At 67.1% G+C, this 21,848-nt stretch carries 16 protein-coding genes and 1 tRNA gene; 10 read left to right on the plus strand and 7 right to left on the minus strand.

Features of this window, described 5'->3' with window-relative positions; genetic code table 11:
- Positions 1-130 precede the first annotated feature (130 nt).
- Positions 131-1,606 (minus strand): sensor histidine kinase, encoded by a 1,476-nt coding sequence (locus AC3ISA_RS07545; protein WP_489179978.1) that lies wholly within the window; start codon positions 1,604-1,606, stop codon positions 131-133.
- The gene (locus tag AC3ISA_RS07550) at positions 1,603-2,352 is read right to left on the minus strand and encodes a TVP38/TMEM64 family protein (RefSeq protein WP_489179979.1); all 750 of its coding nucleotides are present in this window, start codon (positions 2,350-2,352) and stop codon (positions 1,603-1,605) included. The genes AC3ISA_RS07545 and AC3ISA_RS07550 overlap by 4 nt, the downstream gene beginning before the upstream one ends.
- A gap of 125 nt (positions 2,353-2,477) precedes the next feature.
- Between AC3ISA_RS07550 and rpmH the strand changes: the two genes are divergently transcribed.
- The 4 genes from rpmH to yihA are packed head-to-tail and all read left to right on the plus strand — an operon-like array spanning position 2,478 to position 5,502.
- Positions 2,478-2,612 carry a 50S ribosomal protein L34 gene (gene rpmH, locus AC3ISA_RS07555; protein WP_003164000.1) on the plus strand — a complete coding sequence of 45 codons (135 nt, stop codon included), beginning with the start codon at positions 2,478-2,480 and terminating at the stop codon, positions 2,610-2,612.
- 30 nt (positions 2,613-2,642) lie between these two features.
- Positions 2,643-3,059: a ribonuclease P protein component gene (rnpA, locus tag AC3ISA_RS07560; protein ID WP_489179980.1), complete on the plus strand. Its 417-nt coding sequence runs from the start codon at positions 2,643-2,645 to the stop codon at positions 3,057-3,059.
- Complete coding sequence (gene yidC / locus AC3ISA_RS07565) at positions 3,056-4,852, plus strand: membrane protein insertase YidC (RefSeq protein WP_489179981.1); 1,797 nt, start codon at positions 3,056-3,058, stop codon at positions 4,850-4,852. The genes rnpA and yidC overlap by 4 nt, the downstream gene beginning before the upstream one ends.
- On the plus strand, positions 4,849-5,502 hold the full coding sequence (gene yihA / locus AC3ISA_RS07570; RefSeq protein ID WP_489179982.1) for a ribosome biogenesis GTP-binding protein YihA/YsxC: 654 nt from the start codon (positions 4,849-4,851) through the stop codon (positions 5,500-5,502). The genes yidC and yihA overlap by 4 nt, the downstream gene beginning before the upstream one ends.
- 179 nt (positions 5,503-5,681) lie before the next feature.
- On the opposite strand, the gene AC3ISA_RS07575 is transcribed toward yihA, so the two are convergent.
- Complete coding sequence (locus AC3ISA_RS07575; protein WP_489179983.1) at positions 5,682-8,534, minus strand: M16 family metallopeptidase; 2,853 nt, start codon at positions 8,532-8,534, stop codon at positions 5,682-5,684.
- Between the two features lie 207 nt (positions 8,535-8,741).
- On the opposite strand from AC3ISA_RS07575, the gene AC3ISA_RS07580 reads away from it, so the two are divergent.
- Complete coding sequence (locus tag AC3ISA_RS07580; RefSeq protein WP_489179984.1) at positions 8,742-9,974, plus strand: argininosuccinate synthase; 1,233 nt, start codon at positions 8,742-8,744, stop codon at positions 9,972-9,974.
- 18 nt (positions 9,975-9,992) lie between these two features.
- Positions 9,993-10,574 carry a GDP-mannose pyrophosphatase gene (locus AC3ISA_RS07585; RefSeq protein ID WP_489179985.1) on the plus strand — a complete coding sequence of 194 codons (582 nt, stop codon included), beginning with the start codon at positions 9,993-9,995 and terminating at the stop codon, positions 10,572-10,574.
- A gap of 15 nt (positions 10,575-10,589) precedes the next feature.
- On the opposite strand, the gene AC3ISA_RS07590 is transcribed toward AC3ISA_RS07585, so the two are convergent.
- From AC3ISA_RS07590 to AC3ISA_RS07600, 3 genes are read right to left on the minus strand one after another with little or no spacing between them, the layout of a single operon-like run.
- Complete coding sequence (locus tag AC3ISA_RS07590; RefSeq protein WP_489179986.1) at positions 10,590-11,891, minus strand: PQQ-dependent sugar dehydrogenase; 1,302 nt, start codon at positions 11,889-11,891, stop codon at positions 10,590-10,592.
- 44 nt (positions 11,892-11,935) lie between these two features.
- Positions 11,936-13,255 carry an acetyl-CoA hydrolase/transferase family protein gene (locus tag AC3ISA_RS07595; protein ID WP_489179987.1) on the minus strand — a complete coding sequence of 440 codons (1,320 nt, stop codon included), beginning with the start codon at positions 13,253-13,255 and terminating at the stop codon, positions 11,936-11,938.
- Positions 13,256-13,311: 56 nt separating this feature from the next.
- Complete coding sequence (locus AC3ISA_RS07600; RefSeq protein ID WP_489179988.1) at positions 13,312-14,094, minus strand: phosphatase PAP2 family protein; 783 nt, start codon at positions 14,092-14,094, stop codon at positions 13,312-13,314.
- A 274-nt stretch (positions 14,095-14,368) separates the two neighbouring features.
- Here AC3ISA_RS07600 and AC3ISA_RS07605 point away from each other — a divergent pair, with 274 nt between their 5' ends.
- Both AC3ISA_RS07605 and AC3ISA_RS07610 read left to right on the plus strand, forming a co-directional pair.
- Positions 14,369-16,258 carry a ribonucleoside-diphosphate reductase subunit alpha gene (locus AC3ISA_RS07605; protein WP_489179989.1) on the plus strand — a complete coding sequence of 630 codons (1,890 nt, stop codon included), beginning with the start codon at positions 14,369-14,371 and terminating at the stop codon, positions 16,256-16,258.
- Positions 16,259-16,429: 171 nt separating this feature from the next.
- The gene (locus AC3ISA_RS07610) at positions 16,430-17,287 is read left to right on the plus strand and encodes a lipid A-modifier LpxR family protein (protein ID WP_489179990.1); all 858 of its coding nucleotides are present in this window, start codon (positions 16,430-16,432) and stop codon (positions 17,285-17,287) included.
- Positions 17,288-17,291: 4 nt separating this feature from the next.
- On the opposite strand, the gene AC3ISA_RS07615 is transcribed toward AC3ISA_RS07610, so the two are convergent.
- Complete coding sequence (locus AC3ISA_RS07615) at positions 17,292-19,040, minus strand: gamma-glutamyltransferase family protein (RefSeq protein WP_489179991.1); 1,749 nt, start codon at positions 19,038-19,040, stop codon at positions 17,292-17,294.
- Between the two features lie 145 nt (positions 19,041-19,185).
- Here AC3ISA_RS07615 and AC3ISA_RS07620 point away from each other — a divergent pair.
- Positions 19,186-19,262 (plus strand) — tRNA-Arg (locus tag AC3ISA_RS07620).
- Positions 19,263-19,612: 350 nt separating this feature from the next.
- A complete protein-coding gene (locus tag AC3ISA_RS07625) occupies positions 19,613-21,811 on the plus strand; it encodes a TonB-dependent receptor (RefSeq protein WP_489179992.1) in 2,199 nt (732 codons plus the stop codon).
- Positions 21,812-21,848: the final 37 nt, after the last annotated feature.

Below are 21,848 nucleotides of genomic sequence, written 5' to 3' on the forward strand. Positions count from 1 at the left end.
GGTGACACGAGCGACGGAGAGAAAGAAGCCAAAGAATGCGCGCTTTTTTGACACATTCCGACAAGATGCCAGAGTGTGACCTGAAAGCCCCGAGTTGAGCGTTCTTATGGTCAAGGTTGTTCGGGCCGTCCTAGCCGGGAAGACGTAGCTCGAACACGGCGCCGCCCGCGCCGTCGGATTCGACCAAGCGAAGATCGCCGCCGTTCAGGGCGGCCAGTTCGCGCGAGATGGTCAGGCCCAGGCCGGTGCCTTCGGAGCTCTTGGAGCTGACGAAGGGTTCGAACAGGCGTTCGGCCAGGCGCGGTGGAATGCCGGGGCCGTCGTCGGCGATGCGGACGACGCAGAAGCCGTCCTGGCCGAAGGCGCTGACGGTGATCGCGCCCTTGCCGCGCCGCTCGGCCGGCCGGCCGGGATCGGCCTCAATGGCCTGACGGGCGTTGCGCATCAGATTGACCAGGATCCGGTACAGCTGGTCGGCGTCGGCCTCGACGGCGAAACGTGGCGGCAGTTGCTTGACCAGTGCCACGCCCTCCGGCTCCAGCCCCGCATCCTCGGCTGCCAGGGTCAGGGCCTTCGTCAGGACCACGCGCGTCTTCTGGGCGGCGGGCTCTTCGCTGCGGCCGTATTCCAGCACATTGCGCGACAGGTTGGCGGCGCGGCTGAGTGCGCGCTCCAGCCGGGGCAGGGCCTTGGCGACCTGGGGGTCGGCCGAGGTCGCCAGCCGTTCCGACGCCATCTGGGCCGAGGTCAGCATGTTGCGCAGGTCGTGATTGATCTTGGCCACCGCTTCGCCCAGCGCCACCAGCCGGGCGCGCGAGCGCAGCGAATGGCGCACCTCTTCCTGCATCCGGCTCAGCTCGCGCTCGACGCGGCCGATCTCGTCGTGACGATCCGACGGCGCTTCGGCCTCGCTTTCGGGATCGGCGGCGAACCGTTCCATCGACCGCGTGACGCGCCGCAGCGGGCGCAGGACCAGCAGGGCCAGACCGCCATAAAGAAGCGCGCCCGCCGTCACCGATACCAGCAGGGACACGATCAGGCTGTTCAGCAGGAAGGTCTTCAGCTCCAGTTTCAGCGGCTGGGCCGGGGTGACGATCTCGATGAAGTCGCCCGAACGATAGCGCGGCTTGGCCTGGACCCGCAGCGAGCGGTCGGGGTGGCCGAACAGGGTGCGCCAGGGGTCGGTCAGCCGCCCCCAGCTGTCCTGCTGCCTCAGGTCGATCAGCTCGGGCGCGCGGGGCAGGTTGGGGGCCTGGAGCAGCAGGCGGCGCACCCCCTGTTCGGTCAGGGCCACGGCCTGGACTCCGCCGATCCGCATCAGTTCGGCGGCGGTGTCGTCCTCGACCGCGCTATAGGGCAGGGCCTCGACCCCGACCGAGGCCAGTTCGGCCGCTTGCAATCGGTCGCGGAGCCAGCGTTCGTGGAAGGCCGCCAGGTTCGGCCCCATGATCAGGGCCTCGACCGCCAGGGTGAAGGCGACGGTCAGCAACAGCAGTCGCGCCGAAAGGCCGTCGGGCGCGCGCGGCGTCAGCCGTTCGCGCCACAGGGTCGCCTGTTCCGGCGAAAGGTTCAGTCGCGTGGCGATACGGTCGAACAGGGCGCTCATGCGGGCGCCTTGGATGCGTGTCGCGCGCGGATCATCTGGAACAGCTTGATGCCGATGGGCAGCAGCAGCGACAGGAAGACCACCCCCATCAGCGGCCAGAAGAATTGGTGCAGCAGCATGGGCAGGTCAGGCCGCACGCCGGCGCGCAGCAGGTCGCCCAGCTGCGACCCGATCCAGGTGTAGATGAAGGTGGAGGGCAATAGACCGATGAAGGTGGCGATCACATAGGGCCGCAGCGGCACCGCCATCATCCCCGCCGTGGCGTTGACCAGGACGAAGGGCACGCTGGGGATCACGCGCAGGGTGAACAGGGTGGTGAAGGCGTTGCGGTCGATCCCCTTGGCCAGCCGATCCATGAAACCGGCGTCGGCCTCGAACTTGGCCCGCAGCCATGAACCGATCGAGGTGCGATAGACATAATAGATGACGACAGAGCCGATGGTGGCGGCCGTCGACTGGGCCAGGGCGCCGACGTAAGGCCCGAACATCATGCCTCCCAGCAGGGTCAGGAAGACCGGCCCGGGAATGGTCGAGGCGGTCGCCAGGGCATAGACGGCGATGAAGGCGGCCAGCGCCACCCACCAGTGCGCGTGCGCATAGGCCTGAAGGTTCAGTCCATGCTCGCGGATCAGGTCCATCGACAGATAGCGGTTCCAGCCCAGGGCGAAGAAGGCGACCACCAGGCCGGCGATGGCCACGAGCGGCAGCAGCCGCAGGCCCCATTCCTTCGCCGTTCGTTTCGCCATCCGTTTCATCGTCCCGAAATGCCGTCCGAGCGTTGACTCACGCGGACATGCGACTTATACGCCCGCCCTTCCTGCGACGGACGCCTCTTGCCCCGCCGCCCAACCTTTAACGTCAGGAGCCGACCGTGAAGCGGACCTATCAGCCGTCGCGACTCGTGCGCAAGCGCCGTCACGGCTTCCGCAGCCGGATGGCCACCAAGAACGGCCAGAAGATTGTTGCGCGCCGTCGCGCCAAGGGCCGCAAGCGCCTGACGGCGTAAGCGGCTTAAGCGTCCGGACCTTTTGGACGCATGAGCGACCTTTTACAGATCAAACGTCTGTTGCGGCGGCCCCAGTTTCTGGCGGCCGCCAAAGGCGTTTCCGAGGCGCGCGGCGCTGTGGTGATCCAGAGACTGGAGCGCGGCGACGGTTCGACGCACATCGGCCTGGGCTTCACCGCCACGAAAAAGGTCGGCGGCGCGGTGGTTCGCAACCGCGCCAAACGCCGTCTGCGCGAGGCTGCGCGGGCCATGTTGGCCCAGCACGGCGTGCCCGGCAGCGACTATGTCTTCATCGCCCGCATGGGCACGACCGAGCGTGCGTGGGACCGTCTGCTTGACGACGTGAAATCGACGCTTACAAGGCTGGCGACACCGCGACATGATCGGGGGGCAGCCAAGCCCTCACCCGCCCGCGCCCCATCCGGCCAGGACCGCCAGAATCCATGAAAAACGAGAACACGCGCAACACGATCATCTTCATCGTGTGCTCGGCCCTGATCATGGGGATCTATTATTTCGCCGTGCTGCGTCCGCAGGCCGAGCGTCGTGCGGTGCAGCAGCAGGCCCAGGCTGAGCAGTCGCAGACCGCCGACAACGCTGCGCGCACCGCGCTCAGCCCCCAGGGGCCGACCTTCGTCACCGACCGCAGCCAGGCGCTGAGCACCGCCGCGCGGGTGCCGATCCAATCCGGCACGCTGAAGGGTTCGCTGTCGCTTCAGGGCGGCCGCATCGACGACCTGTTCCTGACCGACTACCGCGAGGTCCAGGACAAGCCCCAGCCGGTGGAGCTGTTTCGCCCGCAGGGGATGCAGAACGCCTATTTCGCCCAGTTCGGCTGGACCGGCCCCAACGTCGCCGGCGGCGTGCCCGGACCCAACACCGTCTGGCGTTTGACCAATGGGTCGACCCTGACGCCGACCACGCCGATCACCCTGACCTGGGACAACGGCCAAGGCTTGCGCTTCACCCGCGTGATGTCGGTCGATGAAAGATATGTCTTCTCGGTTCAGGACACGGTCCAGAACCTGGGCACGCAGGCCATCACCATCGCCCCCTACGGCAGCGTCCAGCGCCAGGGCGTCCCGCCCGCAGCCGGCTCGTCGCAAATCGTCCACGAGGGCGCGATCGGCACCTTCGGCAAGCCCGGCGGCTATCGCACCGAGCAGAAGAAGTACAAGGACTGGCTGAAGGAGCCCCGTATCGAGAACGCCTCGACCGGCGGCTGGCTGGGCATCACCGACAAATACTGGCTGGCGGCCCTGCTGCCCCAGCAGGACGAGGCGGTCGAAACCGAATTCCGCGTGCGCGAGATCAACGGCGGCCAGCAGCTGGAAGCCAATGTGCTGGGCACGACCCGCACCGTCCAGCCGGGCGCGACCGCGACCGAAACCCAGCGCCTGTTCGCCGGGGTCAAGCGCGCCGAGGTGCTGAAGTCCTATGAGGAAAGCCTGGGCCTGCCGCGCTTCGTCTATGCGATCGACTGGGGCATGTTCTGGTTCCTGACGCGCCCGATCTTCTGGATCCTGGAAAACGTCTATGGCCTGGTCGGCAGCTTCGGCGTCGCCATTCTGGCCCTGACCGTCATCGTCAAGCTGGTCATGTTCCCGCTGGCCAACAACGCCTACGCCAGCATGTCCAAGATGCGGAACCTCCAGCCCAAGATGGAGGAGATCAAGAAGAAGTTCAAAGACGACCCGCAGAAGCAGCAGCAGGAGACGATGGCCCTGTACCAGAAGGAAAAGATCAATCCGGTCGCCGGGTGTCTTCCTCTTGTGCTCCAGATCCCCGTCTTCTACGCCCTGTACAAGGTGCTGACGGTCACCATCGAAATGCGCCACCAGCCGTTCCTGGGCTTCGTGCATGACCTGTCGGCGCGCGACCCGTCGTCGATCTGGAACCTGTTCGGCCTGATCCCGTGGGATCCGTCCATGGCGCCGCTGATCGGCGGCCTGCTGGCCGGCCCGCTGCACCTGGGCCTGCTGGCCATCGCCTACGGCCTGACCATGTGGTTGCAGACGGCGATGAACCCGCCGGCGACCGATCCGATCCAGCGTCAGATCTTCCAGTTCATGCCGCTGCTGTTCACCTTCATCATGGCGCCGTTCGCGGCCGGCCTGCTGATTTACTGGGCTTGGTCCAACGTCCTGACCATCCTGCAGCAGTACGTCATCATGCACCGCTACAAGGCCGAGAACCCGATCGATACGTTCTTCGCCCGGTTCAAGAAGTCACCGGCGTGATCGACGAAACCGAGTTCACGCCCGAGGAAATCGAGGCCGCGCGCGTCCTGTTCGCGCGGCCTGCGACCTTCATCATGGGCGCGGCCAAGATCGAGCAGCTGCCCGAGCCGAACCTGCCCGAGATCGCCTTCGCCGGCCGCTCCAACGTCGGCAAGTCCAGCCTGATCAACGGTCTGGTCGGCATGCACAAGCTGGCCCGCGCCTCCAACGAGCCCGGCCGGACGCGCGAGGTCAACTTCTTCGACCTGGACGGCCGGATGCGCCTGGTCGACCTGCCCGGCTATGGCTGGGCCAAGGCGTCCAAGACCACGGTCAGGAAGTTCCAGGACCTGGGCCGCGACTATCTGCGCGGCCGGGTGACGCTCAAGCGGGTCTATCTGCTGATCGACAGCCGCCACGGTCTGAAGAGCGTGGACAAGGAGGCGCTGGACGCCTTGGACCTGGCCGCCGTCAGCTATCAGATCGTTCTGACCAAGGCCGACAAGCTGAAGAAGGGCGAGGGCGAGGTTGTGCAGGAAGCCACGCTGAAGGCCATCTCCAAACGCCCCGCCGCCTTCCCGGTGGTGCTGCTGACGTCGTCGGAAAAGGGCCTGGGCCTGCCCGAACTGCGCGCCGAGATCATGCGCACGACCGGCGCGACGCTGGACTAATCGAACCCGCCCGTCACCCTCGGGCTCGACCCGAGGGCCGGATGTTCCGCCGCATTGCGATAGGGGAGACGCACAATCTCGCCCTGCGTCAGATCCTCGGGTCAAGCCCGAGGATGACGATAAAGAAAAAGGCCCGGAGATCGCTCTCCGGGCCTTCGTCGTTCTAAGCTGTCGTCGCCCTACTGGGCGGCGCCGGCCGCCGAGCGGACCTCGACGGGGATGCCCAGGGCGTCCAGTTGCGGCTTGACCACCGAGGCGTCGCCGACAACCACCCAGACGAACCTGGACGGGTCGATCGCGGCCTTGGCTGCGGCGTCCAGTTGGGCCGCCGTCAGGGCGTTGGTGCGGGCGGCGATGGTTTCCGGATAGTCGTCCGGGCGACCCAGCAGGTCGTTGGAGCGCAAGGCGCCCAGGACGGCCGCCGAGGTTTCGTAGCTGCCGGCCAGACGGCGGGTGTTGCCGTTGATGGTCCGCTCCAGCTCGGCCGGCGTGACGCCCTTGCCGCCCGACAGGAAGTCGTTGAACTGAAGGTTCAGGGCTTCGATGGCGGGGCCGGTCTTGTCGGCCTGGACCGGGGCGGTGACCAGATAGGGCGCGCGTCCGGCGAAGCCGGCGACCGAGGCGTTGACGCCGTAGGACCAGCTCTTGGTCTCGCGCAGGTCGGAGTTGATGCGCGACAGGAAGTCGTTGCCCAGCACATTGTTCGCCGCGTTCAGCACCAGCAGATCATCGCTGCCCGAAGCCGCCAGAACCTCGCCGCCCATGATGTAGGACTGGGGCGACTGCGGACGGTCGATAAGGACGATCTTGGGCGTCGCAGCCGGGATCGGGGCCGAGAAGTCCTTGACCGCCTTGGCCGATGCGGGCGGGACCCACTGACCGAAGGCGGCGTTCAGGATCGGCGTGATCTCGCTCAGCGGCCGGTCCGAGACGACGAAGATCTTGGCGTTGTCGGGCCGGATCCACTTGGCGTAGTCGGTGCGGATATCGGCTTCGGTGATGGCCTTGACGCTGGTCTCGTCGCCATTGCCGCTGAACGGACGGCCATAGGGGCTGGCCGCGCCGTAGATCAGTTCCGGCAGGGCGCGGCTGGCCAGGGCGGCCGGCTGGGTGCGTTCGGCGGCGATGCGCGACAGGCGGGTGGCGCGCAGACGCTCCAGCTCCGCCGGGGCGAAGGCCGGGCTCTTGACCACGTCCGCCAGCAGGTCGACCGACGGCTGAAGGTTCGGCGTGACGGCGGACAGCTGCACGACCGAGCGATCCATGGTCGCGCCGGTGGTGATGCTGGCGCCCAGCGCTTCTTGCGCCTCGGCCAGTTGCGTGGCGTTCAGAGTGCGGGTGCCCTCGTCCATCAGGTCCAGCATCAGGGTCTGAAGGCCCAGTTTCGCCCGATCGTCGGCGGCGAGGCCGGCATCGAAGTCGATTGCGATCTTGGTGGCGGGTACGGCGTCGCGCTGGGCGTAGATCACCTCCATGCCGTTCGACAGGCGGGCGCGTTCGACGGCCGGGAAGTCGACGTTGGCGACCTGGCCGATCTCGGGCTTGGCCATGCGGGCGACGCGCTGGATTTCCGGCGCCGGCGTATGGTTGGCGCCCGACGGGGCCTCGGCGGCCTCGGCATAGGCTTCACGCTCGCCCACCAGCGTCGTCAGCGTATAGGCCGGGCGGGTCAGCCACTTCTGCATCGCCGCCTGGACCTGAGCCGGCGTCACCGCCGCATAGGCGGCCAGCTCTTTCTTGTAGTGTTCCGGATCGCCGGCATAGAGCTGGCCTTCCGCCAGGGCCGTGGCCTTGCCGCCGAAGCCCCCGACCTGTTCCAGGCCCTGGATGCGACGCGAGGCGTATTGGGTCACGACGCGGTTGATCTCGTCCTGTGTCGGGCCGTTGGCGATCAGGCCGTTCAGGATTTCGCGCGTGCGGGCCTCGACGGCGGCCGGGTCCTCGCCGGGCTTCACGGTCGCGGAGATCTCGAAGATGCCGACGCGGTGATAGGCGCCGTTCGAGGCGCTGACCGACACGGCGCTTTGGTCGCCGCGCACCAGTTCGTTGTCCAGGCGCGACGACGCCAGGCCGCCGAGCACCGAGGCGCCGACGCTGAGCGGCACCGAGTCCGCGTCCAGCATGCCGGGCACGACCCAGCTGATCTCGACCTGGGCGTTGGAGACGCGGTCGTGCGTCGTCTCGTTGACGGGCGCCGACAGGGTCGGGACCGGCGCCTGGGCGGGGTTGTTGACCGGGCCGCGCGCGATGGGGCCGAAATATTTGTCGGTCAGTTCACGCGCCTTGGCGGGCGTGATGTCTCCGGCCAGCACCAGCACCGAGTTATTGGGACCGTAGTTGGAGGTGAACCAGTCGCGCACCGTCTGCATCGACGCCGCGTCCAGATCGGCCATCGAGCCGATGGTCGAGTGGCGATAGGGGTGCCCCTCGGGGAACAGGGCTTCCAGCTGCTTGTACTGGTTCAGGCCATAGGGCTGGTTGTCGCCCTGGCGCTTCTCGTTCTGGACCACGCCGCGCTGCAGATCGAGCGTCTCCTGGCTGATGGCGCCCAGCATGTAGCCCATGCGGTCGCTTTCCATGAACAGGGCCTGTTCCAGCGCGGGCGTCGGGACCGTCTCGAAATAGTTGGTGCGGTCGAACCAGGTCGTGCCGTTCATGTCCGTCGCGCCCATGTTGCGCATCGGCGTGAAATAGCTGCCCGGCGCATTCTCGGACCCGCCGAACATCAGGTGTTCGAACAGGTGCGCGAAGCCGGTTTTGCCGGCCGGCTCGTCCTTGGAGCCGACATTGTACCAGACGGACACGGCCACGACCGGGGCCTTGTGGTCCTCGTGGACCAGGACCGTCAGGCCGTTGTCCAGAACGAACTTGGTGTAGGGAATGTCGACTTCGGCGACCAGATCGGCGACCGGCGCGGCCTGGGCGGCGGGTGCAGCCGCCTGAGCGGCCGGGGCGGGCGCGACAGAGGCCCAGACAGGAGTTGAAACCGCCAGAAGGGCGGCGGCGGCGACGAGAGAGCCGGTGCGGCGCATGCGAGATCCTCAGGATTGCAGTTGGTTCGGACCATAACGCTGGTCTGTCGTGTGGCAACGCGACGGAATGAAACATGACCAAAGGTTCATGTTCGCCGTCCTCTCTTCGTCGGGAGACCCCGGAAAAGGTTGCATCGCCGGACCCCCGGTCTTATGCGCGCGTCAACTCCCCGACGACTGCCGCCCAAGCCTGTAGAAAGAGCCGCCATGTCCGCCCCCGCCGACAAGCCCATCAAGAAAGTCGTCCTCGCCTATTCCGGCGGGCTGGACACCTCGATCATCCTGAAGTGGCTGCAGACCGAATATAACGCCGAGGTGGTGACCTTCACCGCCGACCTGGGCCAGGGCGAGGAGTTGGGCCCGGCGCGCGAGAAGGCGCTGAAGCTGGGCATCAAGCCCGAGAACATCTTCATCGACGACCTGCGCGAGGAGTTCGTGCGCGACTTCGTCTTCCCGATGTTCCGCGCCAATGCGCAGTACGAAGGTGACTATCTGCTGGGCACCTCCATCGCCCGGCCGCTGATTTCCAAGCGCCAGATCGAGATCGCCCGTCAGGTCGGCGCCGACGCCGTCTGTCACGGCGCGACCGGCAAGGGCAACGACCAGGTCCGGTTCGAGCTGGGCTATTACGCGCTTGAGCCCGACATTCGCGTCATCGCCCCCTGGCGCGAGTGGGAGTTCCGCAGCCGCGAAGCCCTGCTGGACTTCGCCGAGAAGAACCAGATCCCGATCTCCAAGGACAAGCGCGGCGAGGCGCCCTTCAGCGTCGACGCCAATCTTCTGCACTCGTCCTCCGAGGGCAAGGTGCTGGAAGACCCTGCGGTCGAGGCCCCCGAGTTCGTCCACCAGCGCACCATTTCCCCGGAAGACGCGCCGGACGTGGCGACCGTCATCGAGATCGGCTTTGAAAAGGGCGACGCCGTCTCGATCAACGGCGAGGCCATGAGCCCGGCCACCCTCCTGACCGCCCTGAACCAGTACGGCCAAGACAATGGGATCGGTCGTCTGGACCTGGTCGAGAACCGCTTCGTCGGCATGAAGTCGCGCGGCGTCTACGAGACCCCCGGCGGCACGATCCTGATCGCGGCGCACCGCGGCATCGAAAGCATCACCCTGGACGGCGGCTCCATGCACCTGAAGGACCAGCTGATGCCGAAATACGCCGAGCTGATCTATAACGGCTTCTGGTTCTCGCCCGAGCGCGAGATGCTTCAGGCGGCCATCGACCTCAGCCAGGAGAAGGTCTCCGGCACGGTCAAGGTCAAGCTCTACAAAGGCAATGTCAGCGTCATCGGCCGCGAAAGCCCCCACAGCCTGTACGACCAGGATCTGGTGACGTTCGAAGAGGGCGTCCAGGCCTATGACCACAAGGACGCGGCCGGCTTCATCAAGCTGAACGCGCTGCGCCTGCGCGTCCTGGCCAAGCGCGATAAGCGGTAGAGGCGTAGGCCTGAAGACATGACCGTCAAAGATCGTGTGCGGGTCCGCGAGACCCGTCTGCTTTCGGACAATTGGTATGTCCTGAAGACGACCACGTTCGACTGGAAGCGCACGGACGGCTCCTGGCAGACGCAAAGCCGGGAGCATTACGACCGTGGCAACGGGGCGGTGCTGCTGCCTTACAATCCGGCCGCAGGGACGGTGCTGTTGGTCCGGCAGTTCCGCTACCCCGCATTCGTGAGCGGATACGACGATCTGCTGATCGAGGCCGCTGCAGGCCTGCTGGACGATGCCGACCCGGAAACGCGTATCCGCGCCGAGGTCGAGGAAGAGCTGGGTTACAGGCTGGGGGCGGTTCAGAAAGTCTTCGAAGCCTTCATGAGCCCCGGATCGGTGACGGAAATCCTGCACTTCTTCGTCGCCGAATACGATGCGTCGATGAAGATCGGCGACGGCGGCGGGCATCCTGACGAAGGCGAGGACATCGAGGTCATCGAACCGACGCTTGTCGAGGCCCTGGCCATGATCGCCGACGGCCGCATTCGCGACGCCAAGACCATCATGCTGCTGCAACATCTGGCCTTGACGCTTCGGACGTAAGGGCGCCGATCCGGCCTAGTCGGCGATCTCCGATCGGGCGATCCTGAGGATCGTCCGGTTCCGGTCGTCCGTGACCCAGATCGATCCGTCGGCGGCGACCGCCAGGACCACCGGGGCGCCGCGTGGTTGACGGCCTGCGACGGTGTCCCAGCCGGGCGTCAGCACCTTGCCGCGTATGCTGGGGGCGCCGGCCGGATAGGTCAGCGACCCGCGCGGATAGATGGCGTAGCGCCCGCCCCGGTCCGTCAGGGGGCGGCCTTGCGCGTCCGTTTCGGCCGCCACGATCCGGCCGCCTGCGCGACGATAGCCGTGCCAGCTCATCAGCAGCCGGCCACGCAGTTCGGGGAACATCGTCCCCTCGTAATAGATCAGGTCCAGCGGCGCGGCGTGCGGCGGCAGCAGGGCTAGCGGGCGGTCGCGCTCGCCGCACCGCGCCTGGGCCGCGCTCCAGCCGGGCAGGGGCGTCGCCAGATCTACGCAATAGGGCCAGCCGTAATGGCCGCCCTGACGCAGCACATTGATCTCGTCATAAGGATGGTCGGGCGTGGTCAGGTCGATCGAATTCTCGCCTTGCAGGATCGTGCCCGACGGGTGCCGCACAAGGGCGATGGAGTTCCTCAAGCCCGAGGCGAAGACCGTGCTGTCCTCGGCCCACCGGCCGGCGCCCAGATAGGCATGGCGGCGCACCTGGGCCGTCGCGGCGCTGTCGGCGCAGGCGCCCGAGGGATCGGTGCGCGCCCGGCCTCTGGCGTCCACGCAGCGATCGCTGGGGGCGCCGACATTGACCAGCAGATCCCCGTTCGCATCGAAGACGAAGCTGGATAGGGGGTGGCGATTGGCGTGCAGCCGGTTGTCCGGCAGGTCGCCGATCACCGTGCGCACCCTCGCCGCCGGATCGGCCGCGTCGGGATCCAGGGTCAGGATCCGGTTCATCTCAGACACATAGAGGCGCCCGTCCGGGCCGCGCGCCGCCGTGTGTGGCATGTTGAGGCCCTGGGCCAGCCGCCGCCAGCGCGGCGCGCCGTCCGCCCCAAACGACAACCGCCAGATCGCGCCGTTGCCCGGATACCAGTTGCCCAGGTCCGTCACCAACCAGTCGCCGCCGGAGAGCGCCAACAGGCCGCGCGGCATCCGGGGGCCATCCGCGCCCGATCCCTGCCACACCAGCCCCAGGCAATAGCCGGGCGCCATCCGCACCGTGGTCATCGGCCGGCCGCCACAGTCCCCTTGTGTCGCATAGGCGCCCTGCGCCGCGCTGGCGCTGATGGGCGTGGCGACGAGAAGGGCGAGCAGGGTCAGCAGGCGGACGGTCTTCATGGGCGTAGAAGTCCCGACGGGCGGCTGAAGATCAAGCCGTCACGTCAGATCAGGCCCTGCTCACGCGCGGCCGCCGTCAGCCCGTCGCGAAACTCGGGCGCGGCCAGGGCGATCAGGGCGTGGGCGCGTTCGCTGGACGACTGGCCCTTCAGATTGGTCCAGCCGTGTTCGGTGGCGATGATGTGCGTGTCGTTGCGCGGCGTGGTGACCGGCCCGTCCAGCCGCGCGACGATGCGCGAAGCCGTCCCTTTCGCCGCCGTGGAATGACAGGCGATGATCGACTTGCCGCCTTCGGAGCCGTAAGCGCCGCGCACGAAGTCCAGCTGGCCGCCGGCGGCCGTGAACTGACGACCGTTCAGGAACTCCGAACAGCAGGCGCCGGTCAGATCGACCTGAAGCGTGGCGTTGACCGAGATCATCCTCGCATTGCGCGCGATCACGGCGGGGTCGTTCACATAGGAGACTGGATGGGCCTCCATGCCGCGATTGCCGTCCAGGAATTCATAGGTGTTGAGGTCGCCCATGGAGAAGGCGAACACCCCCACGCCGGGATGCAGGGTCTTGCGCCCCTGATTGGCGACCCCGGCCTGCATCAGCTCGACCAGGCCGGGCGTCAGCATCTCTGTATGGACGCCTAGGTCGCGGTGGTCCTTCAGGGCGTCGCAGACGGCGTTGGGCAGGGCGCCGATCCCCATCTGCAGCGTGGCGCCGTCCTCGACCAGGCCGGCGATGATCCGGCCGATAGTCCGGTCCGCCGGCTGAGGCTCGGCGCGCGGCACGACCAGCAGGGGGGCTGAGTGTTCGACGATGCCGGCGACCTTCGACACATGGACGGTGCAGTCGCCGAACACGCGCGGCATGTGCGGATTGACCTCGACGATCACGGTCCGCGCCGTCTGCGACACGGGCTTGGAATAGTCGGTGTTGGTCCCGAAGGAGAAGAAGCCGTCCGCATCCATCGGCGACACGGTGCAGACCAGCGTGTCCACCCCGACCTCGTCGCACAGCAGGCGCGGCGACTGCTGGAAGCCGGTGGGGATGAACTGGACGGGATTGGGCCGGCCGTCCTCGTGGGCCCGCTGTTCCAGCCGCCGCTCGATGGCGCTGTGGAACAGGCTCCACGGCCGAATCCGGTCCATCAGCTCGTAGCGCAGCACCGTGTCGCCCGCGATGGCGGTTGAGAGCAGATAATAGAGATTCACATCCTCGACCTCGCCCCGTTCCGCCCGTTCGGCCAGAGCCTTCAGCAGGGCCGGCGGCTGGGACACGCCCAGGCCCATGGCGACCTTGGCGCCCGATCGGATCAGGGCGGCGGCCTGATCGGGGGTCTTCAGGCGTTCTGCGTATTGGGTAGCGTGGTCCATGGCTCATCTCTCGCGGCGTCCAGCCAGACTAGCGTGTCGCGGACAGGACCGAGGGCCTAGACTTTGGTCGGGTCGATGGTCGTCTCGACCTCGATCGGCGACGGCTCGTCCTGCAACGGCGCCCGGCGAAGCTTCTGCCAGCGCGCCACGCCATAGGCGACCAGCCACAGGGCCATGGCCCAGGCCGCGCCGACGGCCCAGCCGGCGAAGACGTCGGTGGCCCAGTGGGCGCCCAGATAGATGCGGGTCAGGCCGACCAGCAGGGCCATCAGGATTCCCACCCCCAGGACGAAGATCTTGAACCGCTCGCGCGGGAAGGCGCGCGTCAGCATGACGGCGACGCTGAGGTAGAAGACGGTGGACAACAGGGCGTGGCCCGAAGGGAAGCTGGCGTTGATCGTCTCGACCGCCTGCATGGCGGCGGGCGGTCGGGCGCGCTCAAAGACAGCCTTCAGGCCTTCGCTGAGGGCGACGCCACCGGCCAGGCCGACGACCAGCAGCAGCGACGACAGCCATTTCCTCTGGCTCAGCAGGAAGACGATCACGATCAGGGCGAACAGGCCCAGCACCGATATGCCTCCCAGGGAGGTAATGTCGGCCGCCGCCTCCTTCAGCCACCACGGCCCCCACGGTCGGCCGGGATCATCGGCATAGGGCCGCATCAACGCCAGAATGTGATGGTCGAAAGCGATGCCGTCGGCCTCGGTCATGTCGTCGGCCAGTTCGACGAAGGTCAGGACGCCGGCTGCGACGACGAAGAGGGCGGCAAGCGCCGCGATCTCCGTGCGGGCGACCGTCAGGACGCGTATCAAAAAGGAACGGATATCTGACAGGGTCATGGACGGGCCAAACGGCCAAGCTCGCCCTATGTTCCGATCACGCGTTCGTGATCTCGCGGTTGCGAAGGCTGCGCGAGGCTGCGCTGGCTTGCGCACTGGCTTTTCCCCAGGCCTGCGCGACTTGTCCAAGCGATTCGCCCACAAAGCGGCCGTCAAGCCCGTTGACGGGTCATTAGGCATATGCGCCCTATATGTGGGCTCGGGGAGCGCGGAGGCCACTAGATGATGTGGTTACGGCGCAGGTGGCTCTAGGCTTTTTCTGTTCAGGACGCGGATGACCATGGCTGGCGGCGAGGCATTGAAGACGACGGAATTCCAAGGTGTTGCGGGAACGCAGACGCCTGAACGCCCCCATCTGACGGTGGTGAAATCGGTCCAGGTGGACCGGTCGCGCGACGACCTGCTGACCGATTTCGGCAAGAAGACCCTGGAAGACCGCTACCTGCTGGCGGGCGAAAGCTATCAGGACATGTTCGCCCGCGTCTCGACCGCCTTCTCGGACGATCCCGAACACGCTCAGCGCCTTTATGACTACATGAGCCGCCTGTGGTTCATGCCGGCGACGCCGGTCCTGTCGAACGGCGGCGCGGATCGCGGCCTGCCTATCTCCTGCTTCCTGAACGCCGTCAGCGACAGCCTTGAGGGCATCCAGAACGTCTGGAACGAGAACGTCTCGCTGGCCTCGAACGGCGGCGGCATCGGCACCTACTGGGGCGGCGTCCGCTCCATCGGCGAAAAGGTGAAGGGCGCGGGCAAGACCTCGGGCATCATCCCCTTCATCCGCGTGATGGACAGCCTGACCCTGGCGATTTCGCAAGGCTCGCTGCGTCGCGGATCGGCGGCCGTCTATCTGGACATCCACCACCCCGAGATCGAGGAGTTCCTCGAAATCCGCAAACCCTCGGGCGACTTCAACCGCAAGTCCCTGAACCTGCACCACGGCATCAACATCACCGACGAATTCATGGAGGCGGTGAAGGCCGGCGACACGTTCGATCTGAAGTCGCCCAAGAACGGCGAGGTCATGAAGACCGTCGACGCCCGTTCGCTGTGGACCAAGCTGCTCGACATCCGGATGCAGACCGGTGAGCCCTACATGATCTTCTCGGACACGGTGAACCGCCAGATGGCGCCGCACCAGCGCGACCTGGGCCTGAAGGTCAAACAGTCCAACCTGTGCGCCGAGATCATGCTGCACACCGGCCGCGACCACCTGGGCGTGGACCGGACCGCTGTCTGCTGCCTGTCGTCGGTCAATGCCGAGACCTTCCTGGAATGGCGCGAGGAGCCCAAGTTCGTCGAGGACATCATGCGCTTCCTGGACAACGTCCTGGAGGACTTCATCCGCCGCGCCCCGCCCGCCATGGCCGCCGCCGTCTATTCGGCCAAGCGCGAGCGTTCGGTGGGCCTGGGCCTGATGGGCTTCCACTCCTTCCTGCAGGGCCAGGGCGTCGCCTTCGAAAGCGCCATGGCCAAGTCGTGGAACATGCGCCTGTTCAAGCATCTGCGTCGCGAGGCCGACAAGGCCAGCCGCCTGCTGGCCGAAGAAAAGGGCCCGTGCCTGGACGCGGAAGAACGCGGCGTCATGGAGCGGTTCAGCCACAAGCTGGCCATCGCCCCGACCGCCTCGATCTCGATCATCTGCGGCGGCACCTCGGCCGGCATCGAGCCGATCCCGGCCAACATCTACACCCACAAGACCCTGTCGGGCTCGTTCGCGGTCAAGAACCCCTATCTGGAGCGCCTGCTCGACGAGAAGGGCATCAACACCGAGGCCGTCTGGAGTTCGATCCTGGAACAGGAAGGCTCGGTTCAGCACATCGACGCCCTGAACGAGGACGAGAAGGGCATCTTCAAGACCGCCTTCGAGCTGGACCAGCGTTGGGTGGTCGAGCTGGCCGCCGACCGTGCGCCGGAAATCTGCCAGGCCCAGTCGCTGAACCTGTTCATCCCTGGCGACGTCAACAAGTGGGACCTGCACATGCTGCACTGGTCCGCCTGGGAACGCGGCGTGAAGTCGCTGTATTATCTGCGCTCCAAGTCGGTGCAGCGGGCCGCCTTCGCCGGGGCCGAGGACAAGGCCGAGGTGGTGATCGACCCGAACCAGCCCGACCTCTTCTCCATGCCCAAGACCGACTACGACGAGTGCCTGGCCTGCCAGTAAGGCCTCAGCACTGAAGACCTCGAAGGGCTCCGCGACAGCGGGGCCCTTTTTGCATTTGGGAACCCACACCGATCGTCCTCGTTGAAAAGCGACGAAACCATGTCGAAAACCTGTTGGACTCCGGCGCCGGGCGGTTGCAGTGTGAGTTCAGCGGATCGGTGGGGAGACCGAATGCGTTTGAAGGCCTGCATGATTGGAGCGACCGGCGTACTGGCGACAGCATGCGCCAACGCCGCCTGTGCGCAGACCTGGGCCCCCAACGCCTTCGACGTCGCGCCTGAGTCTTCTACCACGGCGCGCCTGACCGATCAGACCAGCTTCCGGGTCGCGCCGGACGTCCGGTTCGGTTCGCAGATCGAGATCCCGACCGCCTTCCACCCCGAAGACGGCTCCGGCCTGTCGGCCAGCACCCGCCGCGACGTCTGGATCGACCGCACAGATTTCACCGACCGCGTGACGCTGGAAACCGCCGGGCGGCTGCGTCGCGCCGACGGCTCGCCCCTGCCGGTCACGCCCATCGACCGGGCCGAACTGGATCCCGACGCCTATGATCTGCGCTATGTGCGCGGCTTCCGCAGCGCGCGCGGCCACACCGCCTCGGGCCTGGAAGTCAGCCTGACCCCCCACGCCGGTCTCGGCGTCGGCAGCGAGGGCCGCTCGGCCGAGGCCGGCGTCACGCTAAAGATCGGCGAGGGGCTGGAACGCCTGGCCCCCAACGGCCGTGAGCGGTTCGGCGAACGGCCGCGCTGGTATCTCTACGCCGCCGGTTCGGGTCGCGCCGTGGGGTACAACTTCGCCCGCACCCGCGACGGCGATTACGCCCGCTCGGGCTACACCCAGGATCGCGGCAGATTCCTCGGCGACGCCTCCATCGGCCTGGCCTATCGCAAGGGCGACATGCAGACTTCCATCGGCGTCGTCTATCGCGAGATCGACGCCGGCAAGGGCCTGCGCGGCATGAACGGCCTGGATACGGACGTGAGGGAGGGCCTGCTCGCCTTCCAGCTGTCGATCCGCCCCGGCCGCTGAGCCCTTAGCGGACCTCCGACACCGCTACCCCTTCACGACGCGGATCCGCGCCCGCATCCCACCGACCATCGCGCCAGATCGCGCCATGCAGACCCGAGGTCTCGGTGGCGTTGGGCTGAAGCCGCATGCCCGCCGCGCCCAGAGCGTCTCGGATGTCCGGCGCGATCATGTCGGTATCGGCGCCGACCATATCGCCCCGCACCACCAGATTGGGCAGGGCGATGGCCTCCTGCATCGACAGGCCCCAATCCAGCGTCCCGACCAGCGCCTTGGCTACATAGGCCAGGATGCTGGACCCGCCCGGCGAGCCGATGGCCCCGATCAGACGACCCTGCCGATCCAGGATCAGCACCGGCGTCATCGACGACCGCGGCCGTTTGCCCGCCGCCACCGCATTGGCGGCCGGGTGGTCGTCCTCTCGCGGCGTGAAGGAAAAGTCCGTCAGCTGATTGTTCAGGAAGAAGCCGCCGACCATCCGACCGTTGCCGAAGATGCTCTCCACCGTCGTGGTCATGCTGACCGCATTTCCCCAAGCGTCGACCACGACCATGTGCGAGGTGCCGCCCGGCTCGGCCGTCCGGTCCGTTCCGCGCGGCGGCGATCCCGTCGGCGCGCCCGCCTCTACCGGCCCGTCAACCTGAGCCGCCAGTGCGGCGCGCGAGGCGACATAGTCGGGATCCAGCAGGCCGGCGATGGGCACGCCGACGAAGTCGTTGTCGCCCACATAACGGTCTCTGTCGGCATACATCAGCCGCTGCAACCGCCCGAACGCGACCCAGGCCTCGGGGCTCGCCGCGCCCTTGTCCAGATCCGGCGTCGCCTCGGCCATGGCCAGGAACTGCAGCAGGGCCACGCCGCTGGACGGCGGCGGCGGCACGCAGATCACATAGGCCTGATACGGCCGGCAAATAGCGTCACGGCGAAGCGGCCGATACCCGGCGATGTCCGCCTCGGTCAGGCCGCCGGGACGCGGCCCCTCGCGCACTGCGTCGGCGATCTCGCGCCCGATCGGGCCGCCATAGACGACGCCCGGCCCCTCCTGCGCCAACCGCGCGACCGTGTCGGCGTAGGCGGGGTTCTTCAGCGTGTCGCCCGCCTGATACCGTGTCCCGTCCGGCTTGGTGAAATAGGCGGTCGCCCAGCGGGTCCGCGACTGAGGAAAACGCCCGTTGATCATGCCCGCCAGACGCGGGCTGACCGTGAACCCGTCGCGCGCCAGCCGCTCGGCGTCCCCAAACAGGTCGCGCCACGCCAGCTTGCCGTGATCCTTCTGCGCCATCGCCAGCATGGCCACCGCCCCCGGCGCGCCGGTCGACCGCCCCGACAGAACCGCGTCCACGAACGACAGCGGCTTGCCGTCCTCATAGAACAGCTCGGGCGTCGCCGAAGCCGGCGCCGTCTCGCGCCCGTCATAGGCCGTCACCGTCCCGGTCTCGGCGTCATAGCTCATCAAGAAGGCGCCGCCGCCCAGGCCCGACGACTGCGGCTCCACCAGCCCCAGCACCGCCTGGATCGCCACCGCCGCATCCACCGCCGACCCGCCGCGCCGTAACACGGTCATCCCCGCCTCGACCGCCAGCGGATTGGCCGCCGTCACGAACGGACCCCTCGCCGGGGGCGATGCCTGCGACGAAGCCGGGGCGCCCGCCACGGTCTGCGGCGTCGCTGCCGCATCCATCCCCGCCGTCGTTTGACACCCCGCCAGGACGACGGGCACGAGCAGGGCGGCGATCTGACGACGAAACGAGCGCATGGACTATCCGGGGCGGCGAGAACGTCCCAAAGGCCTAATCCGTCCCGCGCGCCGCGCCAACCGCTCTATCTGCGCAAAACTGCATTCCCCCGCTTGCGTCCGCCCAATCCGCAAGCTAAAGACCCGCCCTCGCCGCAAGGCAGCCGCACCCGTAGCTCAGCTGGATAGAGCACCAGACTACGAATCTGGGGGTCGGGCGTTCGAATCGCTCCGGGTGCGCCATTTTCCCAATCAGTTAGACAGATGTTTCTTCTGCGGCTCTAGCCGGTAGGTGCCGTCTGCAAAAAATCTTGAAGCGACGGTATCCAACTCTCTGATTATCCATCGCCGCTCGGCGCGATGGTGTCTGGGGTTTTGGGCGCGGCTCACGGCTAGGCGTCATGCGTGAGCATCTGACCCGAGGGGAGGCTTATACCTTCCTGGCTCCTCGATCCGCCCTCTTTGTCTGACCTCCAAGGCGCTCTCTGAATCAACGCCACCGTCAGTTTCGATCGGGCTTCAAGACTTGCAAACCGGTCTCAATCGCGACACAGGGTGCGGCTCGTTCAGTCCGTCTCCACGTCGAGTAGTCCATGTCCCGCAAGGTTCTTCTGTCGTCCGCCCTGGCGCCGTTCGGGGCCGCCGCCGTCCTCCTCGCTCCTGTCGCAGCCCTGGCGCAGACGGCGACAGGCCCCACGCCCTCGGCCGATACCGACCTGGGCGAGATCGTGGTGACGGCGCGACGCTCGCCCCAGGGGCTGGTCGCCCCTAGCCATCCGATCACCCGACTGGATCGCGAGACGGTCCAGGCCGGGCGTGCGGTGTCGGACACCCTGTCGGGGGTTCTGGCCAAGGCCGTTCCGGGGTTGGCGGATTCCAGCCGCACGATCACGGACTTTGGCCAGACGCTGCGCGGACGCGGCGCGCTCGTGCTGGTGGATGGCGTACCGTACAACACGAACCGGGACAGTGCGCGCAACCTGATCAGCGTCGATCCGGCCAACATCCAGCAGATCGAGGTCCTGCGCGGCGGCAGCGCCCTTTACGGCAGCGGCGCCACGGGGGGCATCATCTCGATCAACACCCGCCCAGCCGGCGGCCCCTTGCGGGCCGAGACCATGGTCACCGGCATCACGTCGCTGTCCCATCCTTCGTCAGATGGATTAAGCGGCCGGGTGCAGCAGTTTGTGTCCGGCGCCGCCAGCGGCTTCGACTTCGCGGCGAACGCGGGCTGGCAGCACATCGGCGCCGGGTTCGACGCCAACGGCGACCGCCGGGCGCCCGAGCCGAGCCAGGGCGACCTGTTCGACAGCACGGTCTGGAGCCTGGGCGGCAAGGTCGGTCGCCGTGTGGGGGACGACGGTTATCTGCTGGGGTCTTTGAGCTGGTATCAGGCGCATCAGGACACGGACTATGCGGCGGATCCCGCCCCCGGCCGGCTGCCGGCGGGCACGGCCATCGCCCGCCCGCTGAAGGGGCTGAGGCTGGCCGAACAGAACCAGGTGGAAAGCAAGGTCGCCACCCTGGCCTACCGCGACCGCGATGTATTCGGCAGCGACGTCAGCCTGCTGGGTTACTACCGCGACCTGTTCACCCGTTTCACGCCGTTCGATGCGCGCGGCGTCGCGACGCGGGGCCGCAACGTCGATCAGGTGTTCCAGAACAGCGAGGTGGCAGGCGCGCGGCTGACGATCGAGACGCCTTTGGGTGAGCGCACCGCCCTGACATGGGGCGGCGACCTGAACCGCGAGGTCAGCGACATGCCGCTGGATGTGTTCGATCCGGCCGCCTACGACGCCAGCGGCGGGTTGGTGTTCAACCGCTTGCGCACCCTGACCTACATGCCGGAATTGACCACCCGGACCGAGGGCGTCTTCGCACAGGTTCAGCACCGGCTGACGGACCGGATCGGCGTCGAGGCCGGTGTCCGCTATGACCGGGCCAAGGCGTCGTTCGACAGCTTCACCCCCCTGTCGCAGTCACAGTCGGCGACGCCCTTCGTGGTCCAGGGCGGCACGATCGACTTCGACGCCTGGACCTTCAACGCCGGCGCAACGTGGGAGCCGGTGGACGGCCACGAACTGTACGCCAGTTTCTCGCAGGGCTTCCAACTGCCCGACATCGGCCTGCAACTGCGCAACGCCGGCGCCGGGTTCAGCATCGACAACTCCGATCTCGAACCCGTGAAGATCGACAGCTACGAGGCGGGTTGGCGCGGTCGGTTCGACCAACTGTCCGCGTCGTTCGCCGCCTTCCGCACCACGTCAGATTTCGGCGACGTGCAGAGCTTCAACAATGGTCTGATCCTGCTGCGGACCGCCGAGCGCATCAACGGCGTCGAGGCGACCGTGGATTACGGGACGTCGCAGGATGTCTGGCGCTTTGGGGGCACGGCGACCTATCTGAGCGGTCACGAGAAGGCGGCGACCGCCGTCCGGTCCCAGGACATGACCGGCTATCGCATTCCGCCGCTGAAGCTGACGGCCTATGTCGCCTATGCGCCGAACGCGGTCTGGGACGTGCGCCTCCAGGGGCTGCACTCTGCGGGTCACGACTATCGTCTGAACGGCGTCGCCACCTTCGGGCGGCGCGAGGTCAAGGACTACACCGTCTTTGACCTGATCGGCCGCTACCGCCTGTCTGATCGAGACCAGGTGACGGTCGGCGTCGAGAACCTGCTGAACACCCAGTATCTGCCGGTCTACAGCCAGCTTCTGCGTGGCAACACCAACACCAGCCGCGTGCCCGCCAATGGCGCGACGCTGAGCGTGTCGCTGAAGCGCGTCTGGTGAGCAGGGCGAAGGGTCGCTCAGGCTGGGCGAGGCGTTT

It is taken from the genome of Brevundimonas sp. KH_058 (genome assembly GCF_057838505.1).